The sequence below is a fragment of the Amycolatopsis sp. genome (assembly GCF_036008905.1).
Classification (GTDB): Bacteria; Actinomycetota; Actinomycetes; order Mycobacteriales; family Pseudonocardiaceae; genus Amycolatopsis.
Genome location: NZ_DASYMU010000064.1, coordinates 25,908 through 40,220 on the forward strand (window position 1 = coordinate 25,908; position 14,313 = coordinate 40,220).

10 protein-coding genes are annotated in these 14,313 nt (G+C 69.2%); 6 read left to right on the forward strand and 4 right to left on the reverse strand.

Annotated elements, in window-relative coordinates; translation table 11 throughout:
* The first annotated feature begins 2 nt into the window (after positions 1–2).
* From VGP60_RS12495 to VGP60_RS12505, 3 genes are read left to right on the forward strand one after another with little or no spacing between them, the layout of a single operon-like run.
* Positions 3–608, forward strand: coding sequence for a potassium-transporting ATPase subunit C (locus VGP60_RS12495; protein ID WP_327548119.1), 606 nt, complete (start codon positions 3–5; stop codon positions 606–608).
* A gap of 16 nt (positions 609–624) precedes the next feature.
* Positions 625–3,198, forward strand: a complete 2,574-nt coding sequence (locus VGP60_RS12500; protein WP_327548120.1) for a sensor histidine kinase KdpD — start codon at positions 625–627, stop codon at positions 3,196–3,198.
* Complete coding sequence (locus VGP60_RS12505) at positions 3,195–3,905, forward strand: response regulator (protein WP_327548121.1); 711 nt, start codon at positions 3,195–3,197, stop codon at positions 3,903–3,905. The genes VGP60_RS12500 and VGP60_RS12505 overlap by 4 nt, the downstream gene beginning before the upstream one ends.
* 101 nt (positions 3,906–4,006) lie before the next feature.
* Here VGP60_RS12505 and VGP60_RS12510 read toward each other — a convergent pair whose 3' ends face one another.
* Positions 4,007–4,588 (reverse strand): hypothetical protein, encoded by a 582-nt coding sequence (locus VGP60_RS12510; RefSeq protein WP_327548122.1) that lies wholly within the window; start codon positions 4,586–4,588, stop codon positions 4,007–4,009.
* Between the two features lie 223 nt (positions 4,589–4,811).
* On the opposite strand from VGP60_RS12510, the gene VGP60_RS12515 reads away from it, so the two are divergent.
* Together VGP60_RS12515 and smc are read left to right on the forward strand one after the other, a co-directional pair.
* Positions 4,812–5,099 (forward strand): acylphosphatase, encoded by a 288-nt coding sequence (locus tag VGP60_RS12515; RefSeq protein WP_414640332.1) that lies wholly within the window; start codon positions 4,812–4,814, stop codon positions 5,097–5,099.
* A gap of 204 nt (positions 5,100–5,303) precedes the next feature.
* Positions 5,304–9,149 (forward strand): chromosome segregation protein SMC, encoded by a 3,846-nt coding sequence (gene smc / locus VGP60_RS12520; protein ID WP_327548124.1) that lies wholly within the window; start codon positions 5,304–5,306, stop codon positions 9,147–9,149.
* A 76-nt stretch (positions 9,150–9,225) separates the two neighbouring features.
* On the opposite strand, the gene VGP60_RS12525 is transcribed toward smc, so the two are convergent.
* The gene (locus VGP60_RS12525; RefSeq protein ID WP_327548125.1) at positions 9,226–10,785 is read right to left on the reverse strand and encodes a sodium:solute symporter; all 1,560 of its coding nucleotides are present in this window, start codon (positions 10,783–10,785) and stop codon (positions 9,226–9,228) included.
* A complete protein-coding gene (locus tag VGP60_RS12530; protein ID WP_327548126.1) occupies positions 10,772–11,992 on the reverse strand; it encodes an anhydro-N-acetylmuramic acid kinase in 1,221 nt (406 codons plus the stop codon). Before VGP60_RS12530 ends, VGP60_RS12525 begins: the two co-directional genes overlap by 14 nt.
* A gap of 144 nt (positions 11,993–12,136) precedes the next feature.
* Between VGP60_RS12530 and ftsY the strand changes: the two genes are divergently transcribed.
* Complete coding sequence (ftsY, locus tag VGP60_RS12535) at positions 12,137–13,432, forward strand: signal recognition particle-docking protein FtsY (protein WP_327548127.1); 1,296 nt, start codon at positions 12,137–12,139, stop codon at positions 13,430–13,432.
* Positions 13,433–13,463: 31 nt separating this feature from the next.
* On the opposite strand, the gene VGP60_RS12540 is transcribed toward ftsY, so the two are convergent.
* Positions 13,464–14,240 carry an IclR family transcriptional regulator gene (locus VGP60_RS12540; protein WP_327548128.1) on the reverse strand — a complete coding sequence of 259 codons (777 nt, stop codon included), beginning with the start codon at positions 14,238–14,240 and terminating at the stop codon, positions 13,464–13,466.
* Positions 14,241–14,313: the final 73 nt, after the last annotated feature.

The following is a 14,313-nucleotide window of genomic DNA, read 5'->3' on the forward strand; positions in this document are numbered from 1 at the left end:
TCATGAAGATCCTGCTCAAACAGAGCGCCGCCGGTTTGCGCGTGCTCCTGGTCCTGACCGTCCTGCTCGGGGTGGTCTACCCACTCGGGGTGTGGGCCGTGGGGCAGATTCCCGGCCTGCAGGCCAACGCCGAAGGTTCGGTGATCACGCAGAACGGCCAGGCCGTCGGCTCGTCGCTGATCGGGATCGACCCGGTCGCGGCGGACCCGGCGAACGACCCGTGGTTCCACAACCGGCCGTCGGCGGGCTCCTCGGACCCGCTCGGCCCCGGTGACCCGTCGACGTCGGGCGCGTCGAACAAGAGCGCCGACAACGGGGACCTGACCAAACTGATCCAGGACCGCAAGGACGCCATCGCCCAGCGCGAAGGCGTCACGCCGGACAAGGTGCCCGCCGACGCGGTGACGGCCTCGGCGTCCGGCCTCGACCCGTCGATCAGCGTCGCGTACGCCGATCTGCAGATCGCCCGCGTGGCCCGGGTCACCGGCGTCACCGAGGACAAGGTCCGGCAACTGGTCGAGGACAACACGACCGGGTACGGGATCGGCATCCCCGGGGTGAACGTGCTCAAGCTCAACCTCGCCGTCCAAGCCGTTGAGTCCCGATGAGAGCAGACTGAACGGCGTGGACGAAGAACAGCCGGTCAAGCCGCGCCGAGGGGAACTGAGGATCTACCTCGGCGCGGCGCCGGGCGTCGGCAAGACGTTTGCCATGCTGGGCGAGGCCAGGCGCCGCCTCGAGCGGGGGACCGACGTCGTCGCCGGGCTCGTCGAGACGCACGGCCGCAAGATGACCGCCGACCTGCTCGCGGGGATCGAGGTCATGCCGCGGCGCAGGGTGTTCCATCGGGGGCACCAGTTCGCCGAGATGGACATCGACGCGCTGCTCGCCCGTAAGCCCGAGGTGGCCATCGTCGACGAGCTCGCGCATACCAACGTGCCGGGTTCGCGCAACGAGAAACGCTGGCAGGACGTCGAAGAGCTGCTGGTCGCGGGCATCGACGTGTTGTCCACGGTCAACGTGCAGCATCTGCAGAGTCTCAACGACGTCGTCGAGCGGATCACCGGCGTCACCCAGCAGGAGACCATCCCGGACGAGGTGGTCCGCAAGGCGGAGCAGCTGGAGCTGGTCGACATCACGCCCGAGGCGCTGCGGCGCAGGCTGGCGCACGGCAACATCTACTCCGCCGAGCGCATCGACGCCGCGCTCGGCAACTACTTCCGGCCGGGGAACCTCACCGCGCTGCGGGAACTGGCGCTGCTGTGGGTCGCCGACCAGGTCGACGTCGCGTTGCAGCGCTACCGCGCCGAGCAGCAGATCACCGACACCTGGGAGGCGCGGGAGCGGATCGTCGTCTCGATCACCGGCGGCGCGGAGAGCGAGACGCTGATCCGGCGGGGCAGCCGGATCGCGACGCGCGCCGGCGCCGAACTGCTGGTGCTGCACGTCCTACGCGGCGACGGGCTCGCCGGGCTTTCGCCGGTGGCCATCGGGAAGTACCGGAAGCTGACCGAAGACGTCGGCGCGACCTTCCACACCGTGGTCGGCGACGACGTCCCGAACGCGCTGCTGGACTTCGCGCGCGGAGTCAACGCGACCCAGCTGGTGATCGGCACTTCGCGCCGGTCGAGGATCGCGCGGCTGTTCGACGGCGGTGTCGGCGCGGCCGTGGTGCAGCAGTCCGGGCCGATCGACGTGCACATGGTGACGCACGCGCACGCGGGCGGGCGGCTTCGGGCGAAGCTGAACCGGAGCCCGCTGACGGCGTCGAGGCGGGTGCTCGGCTGGGTGCTTTCGGTGGTGCTGCCGTCGCTGGCGACCGTCGCCGGAGTCGTGCTGAGCCGGCAGCTGGACTTCTCCACCGACGTCGTCGACTACGTGCTCGCGACGGTGATCGTCGCACGTGTCGGCGGTGTCGGGCCCGCTGTGGTGGCGGCGATCTTCTCGGCGGGGTTGTTGAACTTCTTCTTCACTCCGCCGCTGTACACGCTGGCGGTGCACTCGCCGCGCAACGTCGTCACGCTGGTGGCGATGGTGGTGGTGGCCTTGCTGGTGGCTCTGGTCGTGGACACGGCCGCGCGGCGGGCTACGCAGGCCGCGCGGGCGCGTACGGAAGCGGCGCTGCTGGCTTCGTACGCGCGGACCGTGCTGACCCACGTCAACCCGATCTCGCGGCTGCTGGAGAAGGTGCGGGAGAACTTCGGGCTGACTTCCGTGGCACTGCTGGAAAAACGGGACGGGGGCTGGAAGCTCGTCGAGCAGTCGGGCGTCAACCCGTGTGCCGACCCGGACGAGGCCGACGTCGACATCGCGGTGACCGCGGACGTCCATTTGACGTTGCGCGGGCGGGCGCTGCCCGCGGCGGACCGTCGAGTGCTGGAAGCCGCGGCCGGGCAGGCACTGCTTTCCCTTCGGCAGCAACGCGCGGCGGACGCGGCGTCGAAGGCCGAACGCAAGGCGGAGGCGACGGAACTGCGCACGGCGTTGCTCTCGGCCGTCGGCCACGACCTGCGCACGCCGTTGACCTCGATCAAGGCCGCCATCGGCAGCCTGCGGGCGCGGGACATCGAGCTGTCACCGGAGGACACCGAGGAACTCCTTGCCACCGCTGAGGAATCGGCCGACCGGCTGGCCGGGCTGGTCGACAACCTGCTCGACTCGTCGAGGCTCGCGACCGGTGCGGTCCGGCCACATCTGCGTCCGGTCGGCTACGACGAGGTCGTCGCGCACGCACTGACCAATGTGGACGGTTCGGCGGCCGTGGTGGTCAAGGTGGACGAGCACCTTCCGTCCGTGCTCGCCGATCCCGGGCTGCTGGAACGAGTGGTCGCGAACGTGCTCGACAACGCGTTGCGCCACGGCGCTTCCGACGAGCCGATCTCGGCGCGGGCGAGCACGCATTCCGAGCACGTAGAGCTCCGGATCATCGACCACGGACGCGGGCTGAAGAAGGGCACCGCGCAGTCGGCTTTCGCGCCCTTCCAACGCCTTGGCGACCGTGATGCCACGCCCGGTGTCGGGCTGGGACTGTCGGTGGCGAAGGGGTTCACCGAGGCGATGGGCGGGAGCGTCCGCGCCGAGGACACGCCAGGGGGCGGGCTCACCGTGGTGATCTCGTTGCCCGCTTACCGCGGGCAGGATCCGGAGAAGGACTTGCTCGCGATCGACGAGCTCGCGAGGGGGGAGCAGGTCCGATGACGAACCCTGAACCGGGTGCGCCGAAGGCCACCGTGCTGGTGGTCGACGACGAGCCGCAGATCGTGCGGGCGCTGCGGATCAACCTCACCGCGCGCGGCTACCGCGTGATCACCGCTCACGACGGCACCGCGGCCCTGCGCGCTGTCGCCGAGACCAAGCCGGACGTCGTCGTGCTCGACCTCGGCCTGCCCGATATGGACGGCAACGAGGTCATCGCGGGCCTGCGCGGCTGGACCACCGTGCCGATCATCGTGCTCTCCGCGCGCGGCGACTCGTCGGACAAGGTGCAGGCCCTCGACGCGGGCGCCGACGACTACGTCACGAAACCGTTCGGCATGGACGAACTCCTCGCCCGCCTCCGCGCGGCCGTCCGGCGCTCGGCGGTGTCCTCTTCGGACGGCGTCGAGGCGATCATCAACACGGCGTCGTTCTCCATCGACCTCGTCGCGAAGAAGGTGCGCAAGGACGGCAAGGAAGTCCACCTCACGAAGACGGAGTGGGGAGTGCTCGAGCTGCTGGCCCGCAACCGTGGTCGTTTGGTGGCCCAGAAACAGCTGCTGAACGAGGTGTGGGGACCGTCTTACGAGACGGAGTCGCACTATCTGCGGGTCTACCTCGCCCAGCTCCGCCGGAAACTCGAACCCGAACCCTCCCGGCCCCGGCACCTGCTCACCGAACCCGGAATGGGCTACCGCTTCGAGGTTTGACGACTGTCGCCATCTGTCGACAGATGGCGGCAGTCGCAGATGCAGTGAAGGCCTCCTTCCTGGCGTCTGGCGCTGGGAAGGAGGCCTTCACGGCAAGCGTGCTACTCCGGCTTGGTCGGGTCCTGGCTGGGCGTTGACGGCGTAGTCGGCGTCGGCGTCGGGTCCGATGACGGCGTGGTCGGAGTTGTGGGTGTCGTCGGGGTGCTCGGTGTGGACGGCTTCGTCGTCGGGGTGGTCGGCGTCGACGGGGGGTCGTTGCGCGGGGGGACGATCGTGGTGCCGGGCGGGATGGGGACGTTCGGCTGGCCGGGGGCGGGCGGCGGCAGGACCGAGGTCGTGGTCTTGCCGTCGGCGCCGGTACTGGCCACCGTGGTCGGAGTCGTGGAGGTCGGGTCGCCGGGGGCGCCGGAACCGGGGACGGTCATCGGGGCGCCGGGCACCCCGCTGCCCTGGAGGACCTCGATACCGGGAGTGGTGCCTTGGCCGCCGCCGGGGCCTGTGCCGCTGGCACCGATACCCGCACCGGGGCTGGCCAGTTCGGCGATCGCGGCGAAAGCGGTGGCGACGACGACCCCGCCGACGGCGAGAACGGCGAAACCGGCGCGCTGCATCAAGCCCTGCGGCTCACGTGGCGGCGCCACGGAAACGCGGGTGCTCGAATCTGACCCGTCGGGACGGGGCATGCTGGCTCCTTGCGTGATGTGATGTGCCGGGGACTGGTCTCTTTACAGGGGACGGGAGACAAGCTGTGTGGGGTTCGTGTGAATGGCCAACAAACTACCCGGACGAGTTAGCCCGCGGAGTGGACCCCGGCGGGGACGATATCACCGTTGGCTCACCCTCTGCGAGCTCGTCCGGACGCCGTGTTAACTGTCCGCGTTCGGTTCATAGGGCACCATGGGCCACGTGAGTGACAAACAAGAGGCCATCCGTCTCACCGCTTGGGTGCACGGCACCGTGCAGGGGGTCGGTTTCCGCTGGTGGACCCGGAGCAAGGCGTTGGCGCTCGGGCTCGTGGGCAGCGCGGGCAACCTCCCGGACGGGCGTGTCGAGGTGGTTGCGGAGGGTCGCCGGGACCACTGTGAGCGGTTGTTGGCCGCTTTGCGGTCCGGAGAATCACCCGGACGTGTCGACAAGGTCATCGAACGGTGGTCTGCGCCGAAAGGCAGCATTGTCGGGTTCGTGGAGCGGTAGCAAGGGAGCCGTTTACTACCGTCTCGCGGCAGTAAAGCTCCCTTGCTACCGCGCCGGCGATACGGATGGGACGGATGTTGCGCTTGAGGCGCTCGCGGTGGTATGGCGCGCCAGGTTGGGCCCCGCATCCCACGGTCCCGGGCGACCCCCAGGTAGCCTTGGACGATTGAAACGTAATCCCGGAGCCGGAGAGGTCAGCACCCAGTGCACCTGAAAAGCTTGACGCTTAAGGGCTTCAAGTCCTTCGCCTCGGCCACCACGCTGCGCTTCGAGCCGGGCATCACCTGTGTCGTCGGCCCGAACGGTTCCGGCAAGTCCAACGTGCTCGACGCGCTGCGCTGGGTCATGGGCACCCAGGGCGCCAAGGACCTGCGTGGCGGCAAGATGGAGGACGTCATCTTCGCCGGCACCGCCGGTCGCGCGCCGCTCGGGCGCGCCGAAGTGACCCTGACCATCGACAACGCCGACGGCGCCCTGCCGATCGAGTACTCCGAGGTCGCCATCACGCGGCGGATGTTCCGCGACGGCGCCTCCGAGTACGAGCTCAACGGCAAGACCTGCCGCCTGATGGACGTCCAAGAACTGCTGTCGGACTCCGGTATCGGCCGCGAGATGCACGTCATCGTCGGGCAGGGGCAGCTCGCCCAGATCCTGGAAGCCAAGCCCGAAGAGCGCCGCGCGTTCATCGAAGAGGCCGCCGGGGTCCTGAAACACCGTAAGCGCAAGGAAAAGGCGCTCCGCAAGCTCACCGCGATGCAGGTCAACCTCGACCGCCTCGGTGACTTGACCACGGAGCTCCGCCGCCAGCTCAAGCCGCTCGGCAAGCAGGCGGAGATCGCGCGCAAGGCCCAGTCCGTGCAGTCCGAGCTGCGGGATTCCCGTCTCCGGCTGCTGGCCGACGACCTCGTCACCCAGCGCGAAGGCATCGCGCGGGAAGAAGAGGACGAGAACGCCGCCCGACGGCGTCGCGCCGAGGTCGAGCAGGCTCTCGAAGTCGTCACCGCCGAGGAACAGGAGCTGGAATCCTCACTCGCCGAGGACGCGCCGCTGCTCGTTTCGGCGCAGGAGACCTGGTACAAGCTGTCGGCGCTGGCCGAGCGGCTGCGCGGCACCGTGCGGCTCGCTGTCGAGCGTCAGCGTCATCTGACGGCCGATGTGGAGGCCCACAGCGGCGGCCGCGACCCCGAGGAGCTGCTCGCCGAGGCGGAGCAGGTCGCCGAGCAGGAGCAGGAGCTCGCCGAGGCCGTTTCCGAGGCCCGCATGATGCTCTCGGAGACCGTCCAGCGTCGTGAGCAGCTGGAACACCTCGTGCAGGCGGCGGAGCGCGCGCATATGGCCGCGGTCCGCGCCATCGCCGATCGCCGTGAGGGCCTCGCGAAGCTCACCGGCCAGGTGGAGGCGTTGCGCAGCAAGAACGGCGCGACCTCCGACGAGATCGAGCGGCTCACCAGCTCGCTCGACGAGGCCAGTGCCCGCGCCGAGTTCGCGGTGGAGGAGCTCGAAGAATCCCGCGCCGAGGGCGGCATCGAGGAGTCCGACGACTCGGACCTGCAGGCCAGGCACGATCGTGTGGTCGCGGCGAACAACGCGGCCAAGTCCAGGGTCGAAGAGCTCGTCAAGGCGGAACGTGCCGCTGAGCGGGACATCGCGTCCGAGCGCGCCCGGGTCGACGCGTTGTCCATGGGGCTCAAGCGCAAGGACGGCGCCGGCGCGTTGCTCGGCGCGTCGCACCAGCTTCCCGGACTGCTCGGCTCCGTCGCCGCGCTGCTGACCGTCGAAGCCGGACACGAGGTCGCCCTCGCCGCGGCGCTCGGCCCGGTGGCCGACGCCGTCGCCGTCGCCGGTGGTGAAGACGCGATCGCCGCGCTGAAGTTCTTGAAGAACAACGATTCCGGTCGTGCCGGCATTCTCCTTGGTGGCTTTGAGTCCTCAGCGGACACTGGTGCTTGGCCGTCGTTGCCGCCCGGCGCGCGCTGGGCTCGCGAAGTCGTCACCGCGCCGGAAGCGCTGCGTCCCGCTGTCGAACGGGCACTCGATCGAGTGGCCATTGTGGACGGTCTCGACTCGGCTCGACGGCTGGTCGCGGTGTACCCGGACATCAGCACGGTCACCCCTGAAGGCGACGTTTTCGGTAAGGGCTGGGCGGTTGGCGGCTCCTCGCGCAGCGAGAGCGTCATCGAGGTCCAGGCCGCTGTCGACGAGGCGCAGGACAGGCTCATCGCCGCGGAACGCGCATTTGAGCGTTATGCCGCCGAGCTCGAAGGTGCCAAGGCCGAGCAGCAGGCCCGTCGTGACGAGGTCAGCCAGGCCAAGGACGCCCTGGGAGAAGCCAAGGTCCGCAAGGCGCGCTCGTCGGAGCGGCTGAACCGGATGCAGCAGGCCGCCCGCACGGCCCAGGCCGAGGTCGAGCGGCTGCGCAACCAGCGCGCGAAGGTCGAGGAGAGCCGCGAGCAGGCGCTCACGGCGTTGGCAGAGCTGGAGGAGCGGCTTTCCGTCTTCTCCGACGAGCCCGTCGACGACGATCCCGACACCGCCGAGCGCGATCAGGCCGCCGACGACCTCGCCGCGCTTCGTCAAGAGGAGATGGAGTCCCGGCTTTCCCTGCGCACAGCCGAAGAGCGGTCGCGCAGTATCGCCGGTAAGGCGGAATCGTTGCGGCGCGCGGCTTTCGCGGAGCAGCAAGCCCGTGAGCGCGCGGCGAAGTCCCGGCTCGCCCGGGCCCGCGGCGCCGCTGTCGCGACAGCGGTCGTCGACGCCGGTGAGCTCGCGCTGGAGCGCATCGAGATCTCCGTGCAGCGCGCGGCCGCCGAGCGCGACCACGCGCAGTCGCAGCGCCAGACCCGCGAGACCGCGTTGACGCAGATCCGCAGCAAGGTCCGGGAACTGAGCGGCGAGCTCGAAAAGCTGACCGACGCCGTGCACCGCGACGAGGTCCTGCGGGCCGAGCAGCGGCTGCGGCTCGAGACGCTGGAAACCAAGATCGCCGAGGACTTCGGTATCGGGCTCACCGACCTCGTCGAGGAGTACGGCCCGCACGTGCCTGTCCCGCCGAGCGCCGGCGAGATGGCCGAGTACGAGTCGCTGAAGGAGCGCGGCGAGTCCGTCGTCGCGCCGCAGCCCATCCCGTACGACCGCGACACCCAGGCCCGGCGCGCCAAGCGGGCCGAGAAGGACCTCACCCTGCTCGGCAAGGTGAACCCGCTGGCGCTGGAGGAGTTCGCCGCGCTGGAGGAGCGCTACAAGTTCCTCTCCACGCAGCTCGAAGACCTCAAAGACACCCGCAAGGACCTCATGCAGGTGATCAAGGAGGTCGACGAGAAGATCCTCGAGGTGTTCGCTTCGGCCTACGAAGACGTCGCCCGCGAGTTCGAGATCGTCTTCTCCGTGCTGTTCCCGGGCGGCGAAGGCCGGATGGTGCTCACCGAGCCCAACGACCTGCTCGCCACCGGTGTCGACGTCGAAGCCCGGCCGCCGGGCAAGAAGGTCAAGCGCCTCTCGCTGCTCTCGGGTGGCGAGAAGTCGCTGGTCGCCGTCGCGATGCTGGTCGCGATCTTCCGCGCCCGTCCTTCGCCCTTCTACGTGATGGACGAGGTCGAGGCCGCGCTGGACGACACGAACATGCGCCGCCTGATCACCCTGCTGGAGCAGCTTCGTGCCGCTTCGCAGCTGATCATCATCACCCACCAGAAGCCGACGATGGAGATCGCCGACGCGCTGTACGGCGTGAGCATGCAGGGCGACGGCATCACCAAGGTCATCTCGCAGCGGCTGCGCAACAGCGCGGGCGAGAAGATCGCCGAGCCGGGCGCGGACATCCTCCCGGACGTTCCCGCTGGGAAGAAGCCCGCGGTGGCCGAGGTCATCGTGGGCGCCGAACCGCTGGTGGACGCCGAGCCCATCGAAGAGCTCGTGCCCGCGGAGGAATTCGCGCCGGTCGCGGAGGCTTCACCGGTTGCGGAGGCTTTGCCGGTTGCAGCGGCTTCGCCGGTTGACGCCCCTGCCGCGGAGACCGAGCCCGAGACTCCCGAGGCCCAGACTCCCGAGGCCTAGTCGCCAAGTGCTATGAACGGACCTTTCCTCGCAGTTTTCGCCAGGAAGGGTCCGTTCATAGCGCGTCAGGGCATCCCTACTTCGTCTCCACCGGCTCCGGCGCCTTCTCCGATTCAGCCGCCAGCGGGTCCGGAGTCTTGTGCCGCAAGGACAACAGCCCACCGACGACCATGGTGATCACCACGCCCAGCAGGGTGTACCAGGGGTACGCGAGCGCCACCTTGTCCCCGGCCGCCTTGCTGAAGTCGATCCCCACGATCGAGCCGGACGCGGCGCTGAACTTCACCCCGAGGATCACGAACGCCATCACCACGACGGTCGTCACGAAGGCGATGATGGCGTCGACCTGCCGGGCCTTCTTGATCAGCAGTCCCAGCAGGAACGCCCCGAGCAGCGCGCCGTAGGTGTAGCCGGTGATCGCGAGCCCGAGTTCGATGACCGAGTTCTTGGTGGTGGAGAACAAGGACGCGAACAGCGCGAACACCACCGCCCAGATCAGCGTCCACATCCGCCCGTGTTGCAGCAGCTTCGAATCCTCCGGTGAGCGTTTGGTGAACCGCTGGTAGAGGTCGGCCACGGTCGACGTCGACAGCGCGTTGAGCGCGGACGCCAGCGCGCCCATCGTCGACGCCAGCACCCCGGCGATCAGCAACCCAGAGACGCCGACGGGCAGGTCGTCGATGATGAACCGCGAGAACACGTCGTCCGGGCTCTGCATGCCGAGCTGGGCCACGGACTGGCGGCCGTAGAACACCCAGAGCATCGAGCCGACGAGCAGGAACAGCGCGAACTGGACGGTCACCAGGATCCCGCTGCCGATGAGCGCCTTCTGGCCGTCGCGCAGACTCTTCGTGGCCATCAGGCGCTGCGCGATCAGCTGGTCCGCGCCGTGGGAGGCCATGGACAGCGCGGCCCCGCCGAGAATCGCGGTGACGAAGGCGTACGGGCTGGTCAACAGATTCTTCCCGAAGTCGACCAGCATGAACTTCCCGTCCGCGGACGCCTGTCCCGCCCAGTCGCCCGGCAGCTTGCCGAGCAGGACGATCGCGGCGACGGCGGCGCCACCGAGGTACAGCGTCAGCTGGATGACGTCGACCCACACCACGGCCTTGATCCCGCCGACGTAGGCGTAGATCAGCGTGAGCGCGGTCAGCACGACCACGATCACCCAGTAGTCCACGTGCACGTCGTAGTGCGCCAGGATCACCTTGATCGGGATGGCGCCGGCGAATAGCCGCACGCCCTCGGCCAGCAGCCGGGTGATCACGAACGTCAGCGACGCCGTGCCCTGCAGTCCTGAGCCGAAGCGTTTGCCGAGGTAGCCGTACGCGCTGACCATCCGGCCCTGGAAGTAGCGCGGCAGCAGCACGAACGCGGCGATGGTCCGGCCGATGATGTAGCCGAAAGCCAGCTGCAGGAACAGGAATCCGTTGCCGAACACCAGTCCCGGCGTGCTGATGACGGTCAGCGTCGAGGTCTCGGTGGCGACCACCGAGAGCATCACCGCCGGCCACGGCAGACTTCGCTCCCCGACGAAGTAGTCCGCGGCGGATTTCTGTTTCCGCCCGACCCAGACTCCGATGGCGGGCATCGCCGCCAGGTAGATCACGATGATCGCCAGATCAAGTGGCCGCATGGATCTCTCCAACCGTTTCCGACTGTTCCCCCGTTACCCGCAGTCGGGTCACGGTAGCGGTAAGTGGGTGCGGAAGCACGAGTTGCGCGAAACCCGGTGTGATACTCCCGAGAACGCGTGGCCCGGCGGCACCGGTCGCCGAAGGCACGTTGCCCGGAGCGCCGCACCAGGTGAGCCAGCCGAGCAACGCCGTCAGGTAGGCCTCTTTGCCGGCGCTCGGGAAGCCCAGCGCGTCGCTGCTTTCCAGCGTGACGCCGGGAAGCAGCCTGGCGAGCGCCGCCATGAGCGCGGGGTTCTCGACCCCGCCGCCCGAGGCGACGAGCGTGCCGACCGCGTGCCGGGAGCAGGCGTCGGCGATCGTGACCGCGGTCAGCTCGGTGAGCGTGGCCAGCAGATCGGCGTCGGCGATTTCGGTGAGCCCGGCGAGGGCGGTGTCGAGGTACGTGGTGTGGAAATGCTCTTTGCCGGTGGACTTCGGCGGTTCGCGCTTGTAGTACGGGTCGGCGAGGAGGCGCTCCAGGAGATCCGGCCGGACTTCGCCGTCCAGCGCGAGCTTGCCGTCGATGTCGCTGCGGAGCGTGCCGCCGCTGACCCGGTGCGCGGCGAGGTCGAGCAGCGCGTTGCCGGGGCCGGTGTCATAAGCGAGGACGTTCTCGCCGACCACGGTGATGTTCGCGATGCCGCCGATGTTGAGTGCCGCCACCGGATGCCCGCGTTCGTCGGCGATTCCGCGCAGCCACAGCGCATCGAGAGTGCTCGCGAGCGGGGCGCCGTGTCCGCCCGCGGCGACGTCACGCGCCCGGAAGTCCGCAGCGACCGGCAGTCCGGTCCGCTCGGCGATCCACGCGGACCTGCCGAGCTGCAGCGTTCCCTTGGCGACGCCGTCCTCCACCCAGTGGAAGATCGTTTGCCCGAGCGACGCGACGAGATCCGCGCGTCCGTCGGCGAGGTTCTCGACGCCGAGGTTCGCGGCTTCGGCGAAGGCCTGGCCTACTCGCGTGTCCAGTTGCGTGAGCTCCGACGCGGTACAGGAGTTCGGCGGCAGCGCGGCGAGCAGGTCGGCGCGCAGGCCCTCGGGGTATTCGAGTTCCAGATGGCCGAGAGGGGTGAGGCGTACCTCTTCACCGTCGACGCTCAGCTCGGCGGCGGCGACGTCGATCCCGTCGATCGACGTTCCCGAAATGAGCCCTATGACGCGTAAGTGCATGACCACCCGGAGTGGTTTAGTCCACGCGACCGTGCGGGCGCAAGCCGTTTCGTTGGACTTTGGCTCAACCAAGGCGCACATCGTTATCTTCTCCCAAGGTGGTCCATCCCGCGTGGCCACGTCACGGATGCGAAGATGGCGGCCGTGTCGAACACCCCCTGGTTCTGGATCGTTGTCGTCGCCGTCGTCGTGCTGGTTCTCGCCTTCGCCGCCGGCCTGGTCATCGCGCGCCGCCGCAAGATCAGCCTCGACGAAACCGCGCGGCTCGAACGCGAGCGGAAGCCGCAGGCAGGCAGCTACCAGGCGGGTGGCGGGATCGCGCTGGCCCCTGGCGGTGAGAAGACCGCTCCTCCTGTCGAAGAGGTGCACCCCGTCGAGGATCGGCCCGAGGTCGACGGCCAGCCCGCCGTCGGTGACGACGCCGCCGTCCCGCGTGACGCCCCGAAGCGCCCGCTGGTCGACGTCGCGCTGCCGGAGCCCGAAACCGCCGCGCCCCTGGACGAGATCGAGCCCGCGGCCGGCCGGATCGAGCGCCTGCGCGGACGGCTGTCGAAGTCCCGCTCGGTGTTCGGCCAGGGCCTCCTCGGCCTGCTCGGCGCCGGTGACCTCGACGAGGACTCCTGGCAGGAAGTCGAAGACACGCTGCTCATCGCCGACCTCGGTTCGGCGACCACGACCGAGATCGTCGAGCGCCTCCGCGACGAACTCACCCGCCGCGCGGTCCGGACCTCGGAGGACGCCCGCGCGGTGCTCCACGAGGTGCTGACGGCCGCGCTGTCCACCGACTCGGACCGGTTCGTCCGCGCGCTGCCCCACATCGTCGACGGCGTGAAGCAGCCCGCTGTCGTGCTGATCGCCGGGGTCAACGGCACCGGCAAGACCACCACGACCGGCAAGCTCGCCCGTGTGCTCGTCGCGCAGGGCGGCACCGTGCTGCTGGGTGCAGCGGACACCTTCCGCGCCGCCGCCGCCGAGCAGCTGCAGACCTGGGGCGAGCGGGTCGGCGCCGAAGTGGTGCGCGGTAAGGAAGGCGCGGACCCCGCCGCCGTCGCGTTCGAGGCCGTCAAACGCGGTGTCGAAGCGGGCGTGGACGCCGTGCTGATCGACACCGCCGGGCGGCTGCACACCAAGACCGGCCTGATGGACCAGCTCGGCAAGGTCAAGCGGGTCGTCGAGAAGCAGGCCAAGGTCGACGAGGTCCTGCTGGTGCTCGACGCGACCACCGGCCAGAACGGCCTGATGCAGGCGCGGGTGTTCTCCGAGGTCGTCGACGTCACCGGCATCGTGCTGACCAAGCTCGACGGCACCGCGAAGGGCGGCATCGTCTTCCAGGTGCAGCGCGAACTCGGCGTGCCCGTGAAGCTCGTCGGCCTCGGCGAAGGCCCCGACGACCTGGCCCCCTTCGAGCCCAGCGCCTTCGTGGACGCCCTTCTCGGCTAGGGCGTTTTGGGGAAGAGTTGCTCGCGGCGCCCTAGGCGCTGAGGGCTCGGGCCGCCAGCTCGCTGCCGAGCGTGTTGGCGATGCGCTGCACCACCGGCGCGATCCGCGTAACGGCTTCCTTCGTCAGACGCCCTTCAGGGCCTGAGACGGACACGGCGGCCGGGGTCGGCGCACCCGGAACAGGCACGGCCACACAACGGACCCCGAGTTCCTGCTCGCTCTCGTCCAGCGCGTAGCCCTGCTTCGCGACCTTCACGAGGTGGCGTTGCAGCGCGTCGGCGTCGGTGAAGGTGTGCTCGGTGTACGCGGGCATGCCGGTGCGCTCCAGCAGCGCGCGCACGTCGTCGGGCGGGAGCTGCGAAAGGATCGCCTTGCCCACCCCTGTCCCGTGCGGCAGCAGGCGTCGGCCGACTTCGGTGAACATGCGCATCGAGTGCTTCGACGGCACCTGTGACACGTAGACGACCTCGTCGCGTTCCAGTACGGCCAGGTTCGCCGTCTCGCCGACCTCGTCGACCAGTTCGGTGAGCAGCGGCCGCGCCCAGGTGCCGAACTGCATGCTGGCGTGCTCGCCGAGCCGGATCAGCCGCGCGCCGAGCGCGTAGCGGCGGTTCGTGTTCTGCCGCACGTACCCCAGTGCGACCAGGGTGCGGATGAGACGATGGATCGTCGGCATCGGCAGTCCGGACAGCACCGCCAGCTCGGACAGACTCGCCTCGCCACCGGCGTCCGCGAGCAGTTCGAGCAGGTCGAACGCGCGCTGCAGGGACTGCACGCCGCCATCGCGTCCCGTTTTCTCCTCCGCCACGAATGACCGTCCTTACGTTCCCGTTGAGCTTCCGCTATGCAGAAACTATAGTCCGTGATGTAAAAAACGTATG

Coding starts and splice junctions, on each gene's coding strand:
- VGP60_RS12495 (WP_327548119.1), top strand. CDS start 3: ATGAAGATCCTGCTCAAACAGAGCGCCGCCGGTTTGCGCGTGCTCCTG.
- VGP60_RS12505 (WP_327548121.1), top strand. CDS start 3,195: ATGACGAACCCTGAACCGGGTGCGCCGAAGGCCACCGTGCTGGTGGTC.
- VGP60_RS12510 (WP_327548122.1), bottom strand. CDS start 4,588: ATGCCCCGTCCCGACGGGTCAGATTCGAGCACCCGCGTTTCCGTGGCG.
- VGP60_RS12525 (WP_327548125.1), bottom strand. CDS start 10,785: ATGCGGCCACTTGATCTGGCGATCATCGTGATCTACCTGGCGGCGATG.
- VGP60_RS12530 (WP_327548126.1), bottom strand. CDS start 11,992: ATGCACTTACGCGTCATAGGGCTCATTTCGGGAACGTCGATCGACGGG.